Raw genomic sequence first — 14266 nt, forward strand, 5'->3', positions numbered from 1 at the left:
ATGCAAGGACACGCTCGGCGGCAAGCCGCGCATGCTCGACGGCGAACAGGTGCTTGCCGCGACCAGCCACCCGCCGGGCGGCGTCTGCCCCTTCGGTCTGCCGGCGCCGCTGCCGGTCTTTTGCGATGTGACGCTGCGGGCCTTCGACGAGGTCGTTCCCGCCGCCGGCGCGACGAATGCCGCCGTGCGGATTTCGCCGCAGCGGATGGCCGAACTTGTCGACGCCAAATGGGTCGACGTGTGCCAGTAGGGATTGGAGAGGACTTCTGGGGGACAAGTCTCAGGCTTGAAAAATGGTCGGAGTGGCCGGATTCGAACCGACGACCCCTTGACCCCCAGTCAAGTGCGCTACCGGGCTGCGCTACACTCCGGACCGGGTGGCGATGTATCGTGATAACCCCGTGCGGGTCAACCGAATTCGGCGGCTAATTCGCCGATGACAGTGCCGCAGCAGGGAGGGCGCGCGCCAACCGCGATTCCTTCTGGTGCCGGTATTCCAGCGCGATCGCGCCCCAGATCAGCCCGAGCAGCAGATAGAGATGGCGCCAGTGGTCGATGTCGATGAAGGTGCCGAGCCCGATATTGCCGAGATAGGCGACATAGGCGCAAAGCAGATAGGGCTGCCAGGGACGAGCGCGCAGGAGGATGCGGAACCCGGCGCAGATCGTCCACAGGGTTAGGGTCAGGAACGAGACGAAGCCCAGCCAGCCATAGTCCATCAGCGCCTTCAGCCAGATGTCGTGCGTGTCCTCGCCGTAGATCGTGCCGAAGACCAGCGGGCCGATGCCGAACGGGTGTTCCAGTGCCAGCTGGAAGCCGATCGTATAGCGTGCGAAGCGGCCGAGGCGCGCGGTATCGTAGCTTTGCTCGAGATGCGCGCGCTGGGTGAACATGTCCGACACGCCGGGCAGCTGCAGGATGACGAGGATGGCGATGATCAGCAGCGCGAGCGCGGCGATCGTCATCACCACGACCCGCAGGCGGAACATGCCGCTGGCGCTCTGCAGGAAGAGGCAAGCGGTGAGCAGCACCGCCGAAACCGCGAACATGCCCCAGGCGCCGCGCGAGAAGGAGAAGAAGATGCCGGCGGTGATGATCAATAGCGGCACCGCCAGAAGCGGCATGCGCGATACAGGGCCGGTCAAGAGCAGATAAAGCAGGTAGGTGCCGGGCAGCACCAGGAACGGACCGAATACGTTCGGGTCCTGAAAGGCGCCGGCGGCGCGGTCGTATTTTGTGAACATCTCCGCGCCCGGAAAGGCATGGAAGTAGCCGGCTATTCCCAGCAGCGAGGTCGCCACAGCCGAGACCACATAGGCGATGAAGATCAGCCGGTAGAGGTCAGGCTGGACCGATGTCACCGAGGCGAAGAAGACCGCGCTGAAGGCGAGAAACAGCGAGACCGCCAGATAGAGCGGCGTGTTGGCGAGGTCCGCCATCTGCGTCATCGCGATCATGCCGCCGATGTTCATCGCCACCAACAGCACCAGCAGCGGCAATATCGCTCGCGATATTTTGAGGCCGAACAGCGCCCAGACGGCGATCAGCCCGGCCATGTAGAGCTCGTAGGGTGCCGGCTCGCTGATGACGAAGCCGGAAAGCAGGATGCCGACGACGATAGCGGCCGACGAGATCAGCGCGATCAGCTTTGCGTTGACCGCCTGTGGCGGCAACTGGTTGACCGCCTGGGGCGGCAACTTGCTGACCGCGTCCGCCGGCAACTCCTGCGCGAGCGCGCTCAATAGGCGTTTTCCGTGTTGAGCAGGCGGACGGGCGTCAGGAACAGGATGCGCAGGTCGAACAGCATCGACCAGTTCTCGATGTAGTAGAGATCGTATTCGGTGCGCATGCGGATCTTTTCATTGGTGTCCATCTCGCCGCGCCAGCCGTTGATCTGCGCCCATCCGGTGACGCCGGGCTTGACCTTGTGGCGGGCGAAATAGCCGTCGACCACCTCGTTATAGAGCAGGTTGTGCGACTGGGCGGCGATCGCATGCGGGCGCGGCCCGACCAGCGACAGCGAGCCGAACAGCGAGTTGAAGAACTGCGGCAGCTCGTCGATCGAGGTCTTGCGGATGAAGCGGCCGACGCGGGTGACGCGCGGGTCGTTCTTGGTCACCGTCTGCTTGGCGGTCGGGTCCGACCTGTCGATATACATCGACCGGAACTTGTAGACCTCGATGACCTCGTTGTTGAAGCCGTGGCGCTTCTGCTTGAACAGCACCGGCCCCTTGCTGTCGAGCTTGATGGCGATCGCGGTGGCGAGCATCACTGGCGAGAAGACGATGATGCCGACAAGCGAGAAGATGATGTCGAAGCTGCGCTTGGCGACAGAGTCCCAGTCGTTGATCGGCTTGTCGAAGATGTCGAGCATCGGCACCGAGCCGATGTAGGAATAGGCGCGCGGGCGGAACTGCAGCGCGTTGGAATGCGCCGAGAGCCGGATGTCGACCGGCAGAACCCAGAGCTTCTTCAAAAGCTGCAGCACGCGCGATTCCGCCGTCAGCGGCAGCGAGACGATCAGCATGTCGATGCGGGCGATGCGGGCGAACTCGATCAGCTCGGAAATGGTGCCGAGCTTCGGATAGCCCGCGACGATCGGCGGCGAGCGCTTGTCGCCGCGATCGTCGAAGATGCCGCAGATGCGAATATCGTTATAGGGCTGCTTCTCGACCGAGCGGATCAGCATTTCGGCCGACTTGCCGCCGCCGACGATGAGCGCGCGGCGCTCCATGCGCCCATCGCGCGCCCAGCGCCTGATCAGCCTGGACATCACCAGTCTGAGCCCGAAGATCAGCACGAAGCCGACCACGAACCAACTGCCGAACAGAAGACGCGAATAGTCCTCCGAAGCCTTCATGGCGAAGGCCGTGAGAGCCATCAGCGCGAAGGTGCCAGCCCAGACGAGGAGCACGCGGCCGAAATTGGCGAGGGGGCGCATCAGCGCCGCGATCTGGTAGCTGTCGCTGACGTCAAGCAGCACCACCGCCAGGAACGAAGCTGCCGCGATCGTCAGCGGATATTGCCAGGCGAGATAGTTGAAGAACCCGACATAGTAGAAATAGAGGCACATGCCTGACAGGAAGAGCACGGCGAATTCGACCATGCGCAGCACGCCGCTGACCATGATCGGCGACATCGTATCGCGCCGGTACTGCGAGGCGACCTGTCGCGCCACGTCATTGATGCCGGGCACTTGAGCTTCGGCCGGGCCGTCGAATTTGCGCACCGCCTCCATCGAAAAGCGGTGCGCGGGGTCGATCTCGTTCATGGGGATTGTCCGCGAGCTTCGCGCGAGTGAATAGCAAAAGAGAGCTAAGAAAGCCTTGAAACAACAGGTGGCTTTGAATGCGTATTGTTGCTTGCGACGACTGGCGGTTTTTTTACGCCTATTGCAAATTAGTAAATTCTAAAGCTTTAGCGCCGCGAAGTAAGCCTTCTCGATCTCGGCCGCCATCACGTCGGCCCCGAATCGCGCCTTCAACTCGGGGTTTTGCGGCATCAGCTTGCGGTAGGCGCCGCGATCGTCGAGAGCCGTTCTGAGCCTGTCGGCAAGTTGGCGGGCATCGGGTCGGATCAGGGCAGGGGAGTCTTCGCCGAAGATCTCGGGAATGCCGCCCACGGCGGTGGCAATCATCGGCATGCCGGCTGCCAGCGCCTCGAGCACGATATAGGGCATTGCTTCCGCGCGGGACGGGACGACGATCAGCTCGGCCAGGGCGAAGGCTTCTCTGGCCGGCATCGGCGGCAGGAAGCGGACGTGGCCCTTCAGTCCGAGTCGCTCCACCTGAGCGTGGTAGCGTGGCAGGTCGTCGCCGGCACCGACCATCACCGCGCTTAGCCGGCGTCCGAGCTCCCTGCCGGCGCGCGCCAGCGCATCGATGAAGATGTCCGGGCCTTTGAGATCGCGCATCATGCCGATGTATATGAGATCGGCCGCATCAGCCGCCGGCGCCACCGGTTCGAACTCGACGGCCCGCAGGCCGTTATAGACCAGCCTGTTGGGGATGGGCGGCTCGCCGACCTTCCGTCGATAAGTTGTCCGCTCGTAGTCGGAAACGAACAGAAGGCAGTCGCTGAAGCGGGCCATGAAACGCTCCAGCGCGAAGAACAGCTTTCCGGTCGCCGTCGTTTCGTCATAGTGCAGCGAGCCGCCATGCGGCGAATAAAGGCGGGCCACGCGAGACCTTGAAACCCGCAACAGTGAGCCGAACAGACGGGCATAGGCGCCACCCTTGGCGCCATGCCCGTGCAGCACGTCCGGCCGCAATTCCTTGATGATTTGATAGGTGCGCCAGGCCGCGGCGATGTCGCCCGGTCCGATATGGCGCTGCATGGGCGTGCGATGGATGCCGAGCGCCAGGCGCTCCTTCATCGCTCCGAACAGCCGCTCCTCATAGTCCCCGCCCGTGGTCGAATCGCAGACGATGCCCACGGAATGGCCGGCGGCGGCCTGCGCCTCGGTCAGGTCGCGCACATGCCGGAAGATTCCCCCGACAGGTGAGCGGAAGCAGTGGACGATCCGAAGGTGAGCCGCCACGTTGATTTTCAGAACAGGCGTTCGCGGACGTAGACGGTGTCGCCGGGCAGGAGCGGATCGGATGTCTGCACCCTGCCGGTCATCACCTTGCCGTTGATATCGCGGGTGATGTCGACGCTTTCCTGGTTGGCGCGCGGCGTGAAGCCGCCGGCGATCGCGATCGCCTTCTGCACCGTCAATCCGGGCACATAGGAATATTGCCCTGCGGCGCCGACTTCCCCCATCACGAAGATCGGCCGGTAGCGGTCGATCTCGACCGAGACGTCGGGATCGCGCAGATATCCCTGGCGCAATTTATCGGCGATTTCCTTTTCGAGCTGCTGGGCGGTGTGGCCGCGCGCCGGCACGGCGCCGACGAGCGGGAAGGAGATGTAGCCGGATTGGTCGACGCTGTACGTGTTGGTCAGCCCGTCCTGCTCGAACACCGTGACGCGGATGCGGTCGCCGGCGCCGAGTCTGTATGGCTGGTCGAGCACTTCATGAAAGGCGGCGGGCGCCGGCCGGTAGCTGGAACAGCCGGTAAGCAGCGACAAGGCGAGCATGGCGCGAAAGAGATGAGCAGTGCTTTTCATGATCGGACACGAACCTTCGTCGCTCTCGCCACCGGTGAGGCGGCCAACCCCAGGAGTGCGCCCGTTATCATCCTGTTAGGGTTAATGGTCGGTAAAGGATGGGCCTTAGACTCATCGGCTGCTGGCAAAAAACCCAATTGTTCTATTGCTTTCGCAGGACGTTCTTTGAGTGGGTTCTAATAAGTACGCATCCTGATCTTAACGGCTGAGTTACCATAGTTGTTTACGGTCCATCCTCGACTCAAAGTTCGGAGCAGGATGCATGTCCGTTCAGTCCGCGGCCGCAGATGTCGATGTCGACCTGAGACAGCTCTTCGCCAGCCTGGCGAGGAATTGGCTGCGCATTGTTCTCGTCACGCTTGTCGTGACCGGGCTGGCGTTTGCCTTCGCCTGGCTGGCGACGCCGCAATATAAGGCAGTGGCCAAGCTGGAGATCGGGTCGCGCGAATCGGTCTTCACTCGGCCGGCCGGCACAACCAGCGACGACAAGCCGGCGACCGATGAGGAGGCTGTAGCCACCGAAGTCCAGATCATGTCCTCGCCCGATATCCTCAAGAAGGTTGCCTCGGACCTCAACCTGGAAAAGTTGCCGGAATTCGACGAAGCGTTGAAGATGTCGGCGCTCAGTCGCGCGCTTGTGCTTGTCGGCCTGAAGAGCGATCCCTTCGACATCCCGCCGGAAGAGCGCGTGCTCAAGGCAATGCACGATAAGCTCAACGTCTACGGCGTTGAAAAATCCCGCGTAATTGCCGTTGAGTTCTCCTCGAACGATCCAAAGCTCGCCGCCCAGGTCGCGGACGCCATTGCGCAGGCCTACCTTGCCTCAAAAGGCAGTGCGAAGATGGAATCGAACACCGCCGCCACAGGCTTCCTCGGCCCGGAAATCACCGATCTGCAGAACCGGGTGAAGGATGCCGAAGCCAAGGTTGCCGCCTATCGCGCGCAATCCGACCTGTTGATGGGCGGCAACAATTCGGTGCTCGCGACGCAGCAGCTCTCGGAACTGTCGAGCGAGCTTTCCCGGGTGCGCGCCAATCGCGCCGCCGCAGAGGCGACCGCCGACAGCGTGCGCAAGGCGCTGCAGAATGGCGGCACGCTCGACAGCGTGCCGGAAGTTCTGTCTTCCGAGCTGATCCAGCGCCTGCTCGAGCGGCAGGTAGAGCTCAGGACCAATATTGCCGATCTGTCGACGACGCTGCTCGACAACCATCCTCGCATCCGGGCGCTGAAGTCGCAGCTTGCCGATCTCAACGGCCAGATCCGCAACGAGGCGCAGAAGATCCTCAAGGGATTGGCGACTCAGGCACAGACCGCCAAGGCTCGCGAGGACCAGCTGGTCCAGGAGGTCAACACGCTGAAAGCCGCTTCGGCCCGCGCCGGCGAGCAGCAGGTGGAGCTCGATGCGCTGCAGCGCGACGCCAATGCCCAGCGCCAGCAGCTCGAATCCTATATGGCAAGCTACCGCGAGGCGGCCTCGCGCGCGGACCGCAACTATCTGCCGGTCGACGCCCGTCTGCTTTCGAAAGCACAGGTGCCGACCGAACCGTATTTCCCGAAGATCGGCCCGATCACTGGTGCCGCCGCCGCCGCGTCGCTGCTGCTGATGGCGATTAGCACGCTTCTGAGGGAATTGTTCTCCGGCCGTGCCATGCGTCCGGCCGCCGGAGCCCGATTCGAGCCGATCGAACAGGTGGCGATGCCGGTGGCGCGCACCGAACCGGCGCTCGCCGATGCCGAGGATGAAGCTAGCGACGATTCGGTCGCTGACGAGCGGATCGGGCCGGGCACCGTCATGGAGGCAACGCCTGCCGAGCCGGTAGATCCACCAGACCCGGCACAGCCCGAAGCGCGCCGGTCGTGGCAGCCGAGACTTGGCGAGATCGATGTCGAGAAGGCGGCGGAAAAGCTGATTGCCTCGGGTGCCGCGCGCGCCATCTTTGTCTCCCCGGAAGGTGACGAGGCCGCCGCCACCGCCGTGCTGGTGGCGCGCGAAGTGTCGGATGCGGGCCTGCGGGTGCTCCTGCTCGATCTCACCGCCTCGGGCGCCGCCTCGCGCCCGATGCTGGACAGCGGACTGCTTCCCGGCATCACCAATCTGCTGGCCTCCGAGGCGCAGTTCAGCGACGTCATCCATCCCGATCTCTATTCGGACGCGCATGTGATTCCGGTCGGTACCGCCGATCCTATCCGCGCCATGCGCGCCGCCGACCGGCTGCCGATCATCATGCAGTCGCTGACCACGGCTTACGACCTCGTCGTCGTCGAATGCGGCCCTGCCGACGCACAAGGCATCGGCCGCCTGGTTGGCGATGGCACGGAAGTCTTCCTGTCGATGCTCGAAGCCGATGACGAGGTCACGCAGGCGGCGGTCAAGCTGATCGAGAACGGCTATCCGGACGTCACGCTGGTCACGCCGGTTGGCTATGAACCGGGAGATCCGTTGCCCGGACGCCGGTCGGCGGCCTGAGCAGATATCGCCCGCGAAGTGGTCGGATTTGAGTCTCGGGCTGACGGTCGACGGTCAGGCGTCGTCCTCGGCAACAATAGGGGCGGCCTGTCCGGCAGCCTTCCGGCGCAAGCTTTTGGTCAGTGTCCACACCGTCGGATTGTTCTTGATGAAGGCCTTCGCCCGCGCGCCTTGCCGCAGCCCTGTGGCTAGCACGCGACCTTTCAGCGTCAGCGGCATCAGCACCTCGAAATGCTGGACCTCGATGTCGCACCAGAGCCGCTTGTAGGGCTCGTCGCCGACCGAGAAATCATAGAGGTCGAAGCCTTGCTCGCAGGCTTCCTGGATGTTGTCGAAGAACAGGAAGTCGCCGGGGCTGGTGAAGGCGAGATCATCCTCGGCGATCGCGCCGAACTCGCAGATCAGGCGCTTGCCTGAGCGGCTGGAGCCGGTAACGGCGCGAAGTTTTCCCGCTACCTCCAGCCCGTGCAGCAGGAAGGATGGCTCCTGCTCGGCAAGCGCATCGGCAAACAGCGCCCGGAAGAAGGCGCGCACGCCTTCATCGCCGAACACGTTGGCGATGCCCATCTTGGCGAAGCGCGCCTGCTTCATGTCGAAGAAAGCGTCGAGCAACCTGTCGACCTCCTTGCGGCTTCGCCCCTCGATACGGCGGAAGCTGCCGACGGCCTCGAACTTGCGCGTCTGCGAGCGGTGCTTCTTGCGCTTCCGCTTGCCGCTCGCGCGGCTGAGCAGCGCCTCGAAGCCGCCATCGAGGTCGACGGCCAGCGCAAGGTTAGGGCTCGCAAAATTGGGCAACGCGGCGAGCGGGTTGGCGGTGCCGTCGAGATCGGGCAGCAGCCGCTCCAGCGAAACGAGGTCGATGTCGGGCCGTGCCGTGGCGATCGACGAGAGCAGGGAGCGGATCGCAGGACCGTTTACAGCAGGCAAAAGCCGCGGGTCGGTTGCGGGGAAATTGCCGTTGGCATGACGTCCGCCGGCGAGACGAGCGACGCGGAACGGGCCGTTTCGGACCACTTCCAGCGCCAGCGAAAGAGCCGGTCGACCCTCGATGCTTAGCGTGGCGACCGCCATATCGGCTTTGGTCTTGGCCGCCCAGTTGCTCGCCCAGGACGCGCTCTGCGCCGGAGCAAACAGCGCCGAAGCGCAGAATTCTGCATAGCCCGCAAGACCCGTGCCATCGGTCACCGCCGCCGTCAGTCTGCCTCGGCTCGAGGCAGGCGCACGCGCCGGCGCTTCGTTGGCAGCGACGCGATTGCCGTCAAATGACGCGGCGGCGTCAACCATCCCTCAATCCTTAAGACGTATTGGTTGCAACCTGGGGTTCGCGTAGGTCCTTGGATGAGCCTAGGCGCAAAAGGTGAAGGAATGATCGACGGGGCCGAGGCAATCCGGAAGCTGGCGTTGAACGTTGCCCGCTACACCGGTCTCGCTCCGCTGGCGAGGCCGTTTGTCGGCGGCATCGGTGCCATCTTGATGTTGCATCGCGTGACCGCGGCGCCCGAGAAGCCGAACAGCGTCAATCGACATCTGAACATCGCCCCTGCCTTCCTCGACAAGGTGATCGCCGACATGAAGGAAAGGGGCTATGCCTTTGTTGCCCTTGATGAAGCGATCGAACGCATCGGGGCGGGCGGCAAACACGGCCAGTTCGCCACCATCACCGCCGACGATGCCTATCGCGATAACATGACGGAGGCGCTGCCGGTATTGGAGAAGCACGGTGCGCCGATCACCATCTATGTCGCGCCCGGCCTGATCGACGGTGCCGTCGACCTGTGGTGGGAAGTCATCGAGGATATCGTCGACACCGGCTCGCACCTGACGCTGAAGACTGCGAGAGGATCGACGGTCGTCGATTGCTCGACACCCGGCCGAAAGATCCAGACCATTGCAAGGCTGAACGCATGGTTGACCCTAGAGGTCCCCGAGGAAGAACAGGGCGCCGCGCTGCGTGAACTGGCGCGCTCCAACGGCATCGAGCTCGGCACCGGCCGCCCCGGCACCCTGATGAGCTGGGATGAGATTCGCAGGGTGGCCGCCCATCCGCTGGTGACGATCGGCGCGCACACCATCAACCACCGCAACCTCAAGCGGTTGTCCGAGGCGGAAGCGCGTCACGAGATCGGCGACGTCCGCCGTATTCTCATGGAACGGCTGGGCGCAGAGCCGCGCCACTTCGCTTACCCCTACGGTTATCCCAGCGCGGTTGGCTGCCGCGAGGTCGGCTTCGCTCGTGATGCCGGCTATGTCTCGGCGGTGACAACCCGGCATGCCGTCCTGAGAGCCGAGCATGCCGGCTTCCTGCATGCGCTGCCGCGCATTTCCGTCAACGGCCGCTACCAGAGCGTCGCCCACATCCGCACGATGCTGTCGGGTGTGACCACGCCGCTTGCCAACGCCGGCAAGATGGTCGTCACCATTTAGCCCGAAGGGGCGTCAGCATCTGTGGAAATAGCGGTAGGTGTCCGGCGCGTTCATCCATTTGAGCTGTGACGCAAGCCCGCCATGCGCGTTGATCCAGCCTCTGATGTCGGCAGTAGGCATTCCACAAGACGGCGGTCATGTCGGTGCGGTGCGCCAGATGGAAGCCGAAGCTTGCCCCAGGCATCACGCAGATGCGGCTGCCGGGAATATAGCCGAGCAGCACCGTGCAGGCCGACTGGCATTTGCCGACGATGCGGACATTGACGCCGCGCGCGGCGAGCCCCTTCCAGCGCTGGCTGTACGCGGCGACGCTGCCGCCATGATCGTCCGACACGTTGATGGTTTCGGCGGCTGCCATCGAGGCCGCCATGCAGGCGATGATCAGGATCAATCCCGCGAACGAGGCTTTTGGCATGGCGCAAGCCCTCCCTGCCATGCGGTCAAGCCAGGCAAGTTAGTCCCAATGCGCAATCACGTATGAATCACGTTAGCGTTGGCGCGGCCGCGCTCAGCCCTTCTGAGGCGGCTCCATGATCAGCCATTTGATGATGCCCATCGCCGGCAGCACCCAGAGCAGGCCGCTGAGCAGGAAGAACAGGAAATGCGCCAAGGAGCCGTATTCGGCGAGCCTTGTGACCGCGATGGCCGAGGCGATCAGCGCGTAGATGACGACGAGCGCCACCAGCAGAATGGTTCCGATCAGCTTTTTCAGGCGAATGGGCATGTCGCGGTCCCGTTGACCCGCCTCGCTTAGGCCGATTGGGGAGCGGGCGCAACCGCCGCGGGCCGGCGCGACGGCGTGCCGCGCTGTCCGGTCTTGCCAGCCGGGCGGCCATGGTCCACCAATCCCGCGATTTCAACTGCCGGGAAACTCCCATGGCCGCTATAACCACCACGGCCCCATACGCCGCCCGCGACCGCGATCTGCACAACCGCGCGCTGGTGCGCGGCTGGCTCTATTTCGTGCTGGTCGTGCTGGCCGCGCTGGTGCTGGTCGGCGGCGCCACAAGGCTCACCGGTTCCGGCCTGTCGATCACCGAATGGCAGCCGATCCACGGCGTGATCCCGCCGCTCAACGATGCCGAATGGCAGGAAGAGTTCCAGCGCTACCAGCAGATCCCCCAATATACAGAGCTCAACAAGGGCATGAGCTTAGAAGCTTTCAAGTCGCTCTTCTGGTGGGAATGGGTGCACCGCATCCTCGCCCGCAGCGCCGGCGCGGTTTTCGCATTGCCGCTGCTGTTCTTCTGGGCGACGCGCCGCATCGAACGCGGCCTCGGGCCGAAGCTTCTAGGTATACTTCTGCTCGGCGGCCTGCAGGGGGCCATCGGCTGGTGGATGGTGGCCTCGGGTCTAGTCGACCGTGTCTCGGTCAGCCAGTACCGGCTGGCGACGCATCTGACGCTCGCGGCGCTAATCTTCACCGCCACCATGGTTGTCGCGCGAGGATTGGCGCCGCACTCCGAGCGCGCCGCCGACCGCTCGACCCAGCGGCTTGCCGGCGCGATCGTGCTCTTGGCACTGATCCAGATCTATCTCGGCGGCCTGGTTGCCGGCCTCCACGCCGGCCTCTCCTACAACACCTGGCCGCTGATGGACGGCAAGGTGATCCCGGCCGATCTCCTGCTCTTGAAACCCGCATGGCTGAATTTCTTCGAGAACCCGAAGACGGTGCAGTTCGTGCACCGGCTCGGCGCTTACACGCTCTTTGCGGTGGCGCTCTGGCACATGATCGCCACCTGGCGGCGTCAGCCCGGCACCACGCATGCCCGCCGCGCCACGCTGCTGTTCCTGCTGGTGCTGGCGCAGGCCTCGATCGGCATCGGCACGCTTTTGATGCAGGTGCCGCTGCATATGGCGCTCACCCATCAAGGCGTCGCGCTGATCGTGCTCGGCTTCGCCGCCGCGCACTGGCGCGGCACCAAGGGTGCCTATTCGCTGCCGACCGAGATCGCTGTCGGAGGCTGAGGCGCGCCTTGCGCATCGTCGCTCAATGCTTGATGCCGAGCATCAGGTCGAGATTCTGCACGGCAGCGCCGGAAGCACCCTTGCCGAGATTGTCGTAGACGGCCAAGAGCAGCGCCTGCGCCCGCTCGTCATTGGCAAACACATAGACCTTCATCCGGTTGGTGCCGTTATAGGCCTCCGGATCGATCTCCGGCATGCGCTCCATATGCGTATAGGGCGCAACCTCGACCACGCCGCCGCCGACCGACGCATAGTGATCGGCGATCGCCGCATGAAGCTCGGCGCCGCTCGGTACACGGTCGAGGCCGCCCAACTGCAGCGGCACCACCGTGATCATGCCTTGCGCGAAATTGCCGACGGCGGGCTGCATGATCGGATCGTGCGACAGCTTCGCGTAGGTCCTTAGCTCCGGCACATGCTTGTGCTGCAACGTGAGCCCATAGGGTAGGAATTCAGGCGCGTCCTCGCCCTTGCCGACATAGTCCTCGATCATCGGCCGGCCGCCGCCGGAATAGCCGGAGATGCCGTTGACGGTGACGGGGAAATCGGCAGGCAGCAGGCCGGCCGAGACCAGCGGACGCAGCGTCGCGATAGGGCCCTGCGGCCAGCAGCCGGGATTGGCGATGCGTTTTGCGCTGGCGATCTTGTTGGCCTGATCCTTGTCCATCTCGGCAAAGCCGTATTCCCAGCCTTCGGCCACACGATGCGCGGTCGAAGCGTCGATGACTTTGGTCGTATCGTTCTCGATCAGCGATACGCTTTCCTTGGCCGCGGCATCCGGCAGGCAGAGGATCGCGACATCTGCGGCGTTGAGGAATTCGGCCCTGGCGGCGGCTTCCTTGCGGCGGTCGGCGGGAATGGAGATGATCTCCAGATCGCCGCGGTCGGCCAGCAGCGCCCTGATCTGCAGGCCTGTCGTGCCATGTTCGCCGTCAATGAAGATTTTCGGTTTCATCGGTTGCCAAAATCCCTGCGATTCCAGAGCTATATGCCTTGAGCGTTATGTAGCACGGCATGAGTGCCGTTGTTCAGGTCGTCGAGCCGCGCCTTCCTTTCGGCCACCAGGCCGAGATAGTGCATGGCGATGATCGATCCGGCGATCGCCGTAATATCGGCATGATCATAGGCCGGCGCAACCTCGACGACGTCGGCACCGACGATATCGATCTGGCCGAGTTGGCGCAGCGTCGAAAGCATCTTGGCCGAAGACGGGCCGCCGGCCACGGGCGTGCCGGTACCCGGCGCGAACGCCGGGTCAAGGCAATCGATGTCGAAGGTAAGATAGGTCTTCCTGCCGCCTGTGCGCTCCACGATCGCGTAGGCGATGTCGGAGGCGCGCATCTCCTCGACTTCATGGCCGTAGATGATCTTGATCCCGAACGTGTCCGGCGCATGGGTGCGGATGCCGATCTGGATCGAGCGGTCTGGATCGATGACGCCTTCTTTGACCGCGCGGGCGACGAAGGAGCCGTGATCGATTCGCCTGCCGTCGTCCGGCCAGGTGTCCTGATGCGCGTCGAACTGCACCAGGGCCAGCGGCCCATGGATCGCTGCATGCGCCTTCAACAGCGGCCAGGTGACGAAATGATCGCCGCCGAGCGTCAAAAGAAATGCGCCTGAGCTCAGGATCTTGGCCGCCTCTCGCTCGATCGTACCGGGCGTCTTCTGGTGGTTGCCGCTGTCGAGCAGGCAATCGCCGTAGTCGACCACGGCGAGCTGTTCAAACAGGTCGCGCGAGAACGGATATTGCGGATCGTTGTCGAGGATCGCCGAGGCGCGGCGAATCGCCTGCGGCCCGAAGCGCGCGCCGGGACGATTGGTGACCGCGGCGTCGAAGGGAATGCCCCACACGACGGCATCCGCGCCCTTCGCATCCTTCGTATATTTGCGCCGCATGAACGACAGCGCGCCGGCATAGGTCGGCTCGAGCGACGCCCCCGTTTTGGAACGGGCGGTGAAGGCGTGGTCGATCTCTTGGTTCGCCATTACGGGTCCTCGGTTGTCATCGGGGAGCCACAACTACAGAACCGGCACGCAACTTGCCAGTCACAGCTTGCCGATATCGAGCGGCGCTCGAGGAGTGCCACGGCAGCACAGGATTTGTCTCGCCATGACGCCTCGCCAAACGGATTTGAGCAAACAGCTAGCCGGCTTCGTTCACCTCCCTGTCATGGGCATCGCCTAACCGGGTCCCGACCCGGAACGGAGCGATTCCCCGATGCGAACACTCTGGCTGAACCTTCTTCTGTCCGCCGCGCTTGCGACTGCCTCGAGTCAAACCTTAGCCTGTGAGAC

Annotated in this window: 13 protein-coding genes and 1 tRNA gene; 4 read left to right on the forward strand and 10 right to left on the reverse strand. The window is 63.8% G+C overall.

The window, feature by feature from the left end; translation table 11 throughout:
- Nucleotides 1-250 (forward strand): YbaK/EbsC family protein (locus EOA75_RS16645; RefSeq protein ID WP_281058534.1); only part of this gene is annotated, 250 nt, incomplete at its 5' end.
- A 44-nt stretch (nucleotides 251-294) separates the two neighbouring features.
- Here EOA75_RS16645 and EOA75_RS16650 read toward each other — a convergent pair.
- From EOA75_RS16650 to EOA75_RS16670, 5 genes are all read right to left on the reverse strand, one after another.
- Nucleotides 295-371: transfer RNA gene (locus EOA75_RS16650), tRNA-Pro, on the reverse strand.
- A gap of 54 nt (nucleotides 372-425) precedes the next feature.
- A complete protein-coding gene (locus tag EOA75_RS16655) occupies nucleotides 426-1673 on the reverse strand; it encodes an O-antigen ligase family protein (protein ID WP_095824858.1) in 1248 nt (415 codons plus the stop codon).
- A gap of 65 nt (nucleotides 1674-1738) precedes the next feature.
- A complete protein-coding gene (locus EOA75_RS16660) occupies nucleotides 1739-3271 on the reverse strand; it encodes an undecaprenyl-phosphate glucose phosphotransferase (protein WP_127246943.1) in 1533 nt (510 codons plus the stop codon).
- A 138-nt stretch (nucleotides 3272-3409) separates the two neighbouring features.
- Nucleotides 3410-4540: a glycosyltransferase family 4 protein gene (locus EOA75_RS16665; RefSeq protein WP_127324678.1), complete on the reverse strand. Its 1131-nt coding sequence runs from the start codon at nucleotides 4538-4540 to the stop codon at nucleotides 3410-3412.
- Between the two features lie 8 nt (nucleotides 4541-4548).
- On the reverse strand, nucleotides 4549-5112 hold the full coding sequence (locus EOA75_RS16670) for a polysaccharide biosynthesis/export family protein (RefSeq protein ID WP_067000804.1): 564 nt from the start codon (nucleotides 5110-5112) through the stop codon (nucleotides 4549-4551).
- Nucleotides 5113-5374: 262 nt separating this feature from the next.
- On the opposite strand from EOA75_RS16670, the gene EOA75_RS16675 reads away from it, so the two are divergent.
- Nucleotides 5375-7579 carry an exopolysaccharide transport family protein gene (locus EOA75_RS16675; RefSeq protein ID WP_127324679.1) on the forward strand — a complete coding sequence of 735 codons (2205 nt, stop codon included), beginning with the start codon at nucleotides 5375-5377 and terminating at the stop codon, nucleotides 7577-7579.
- A 54-nt stretch (nucleotides 7580-7633) separates the two neighbouring features.
- Here the strand turns inward: EOA75_RS16675 and EOA75_RS16680 are convergent, their stop codons facing one another.
- The gene (locus tag EOA75_RS16680; RefSeq protein WP_127246946.1) at nucleotides 7634-8863 is read right to left on the reverse strand and encodes a GNAT family N-acetyltransferase; all 1230 of its coding nucleotides are present in this window, start codon (nucleotides 8861-8863) and stop codon (nucleotides 7634-7636) included.
- A gap of 81 nt (nucleotides 8864-8944) precedes the next feature.
- Here EOA75_RS16680 and EOA75_RS16685 point away from each other — a divergent pair, with 81 nt between their 5' ends.
- Nucleotides 8945-10003 (forward strand): polysaccharide deacetylase family protein, encoded by a 1059-nt coding sequence (locus EOA75_RS16685; RefSeq protein ID WP_127246947.1) that lies wholly within the window; start codon nucleotides 8945-8947, stop codon nucleotides 10001-10003.
- On the opposite strand, the gene EOA75_RS16690 is transcribed toward EOA75_RS16685, so the two are convergent.
- The gene (locus EOA75_RS16690) at nucleotides 9993-10394 is read right to left on the reverse strand and encodes a hypothetical protein (RefSeq protein WP_245466653.1); all 402 of its coding nucleotides are present in this window, start codon (nucleotides 10392-10394) and stop codon (nucleotides 9993-9995) included. The genes EOA75_RS16685 and EOA75_RS16690 overlap by 11 nt on opposite strands.
- A 117-nt stretch (nucleotides 10395-10511) precedes the next feature.
- A complete protein-coding gene (locus EOA75_RS16695) occupies nucleotides 10512-10727 on the reverse strand; it encodes a DUF2842 domain-containing protein (RefSeq protein ID WP_095801287.1) in 216 nt (71 codons plus the stop codon).
- Between the two features lie 152 nt (nucleotides 10728-10879).
- Between EOA75_RS16695 and EOA75_RS16700 the strand changes: the two genes are divergently transcribed.
- A complete protein-coding gene (locus EOA75_RS16700) occupies nucleotides 10880-11971 on the forward strand; it encodes a COX15/CtaA family protein (protein ID WP_095801288.1) in 1092 nt (363 codons plus the stop codon).
- Between the two features lie 22 nt (nucleotides 11972-11993).
- On the opposite strand, the gene argC is transcribed toward EOA75_RS16700, so the two are convergent.
- Together argC and speB are read right to left on the reverse strand one after the other, a co-directional pair.
- Entirely contained in the window at nucleotides 11994-12926 is a 933-nt protein-coding gene (gene argC / locus EOA75_RS16705) for an N-acetyl-gamma-glutamyl-phosphate reductase (protein WP_095824727.1), read from the reverse strand.
- Between the two features lie 29 nt (nucleotides 12927-12955).
- Complete coding sequence (speB, locus tag EOA75_RS16710; RefSeq protein ID WP_067000830.1) at nucleotides 12956-13957, reverse strand: agmatinase; 1002 nt, start codon at nucleotides 13955-13957, stop codon at nucleotides 12956-12958.
- Nucleotides 13958-14266 lie beyond the last annotated feature (309 nt).

This window comes from Mesorhizobium sp. M1A.F.Ca.IN.022.07.1.1 (genome assembly GCF_003997575.1).
Taxonomy (GTDB): domain Bacteria; phylum Pseudomonadota; class Alphaproteobacteria; order Rhizobiales; family Rhizobiaceae; genus Mesorhizobium.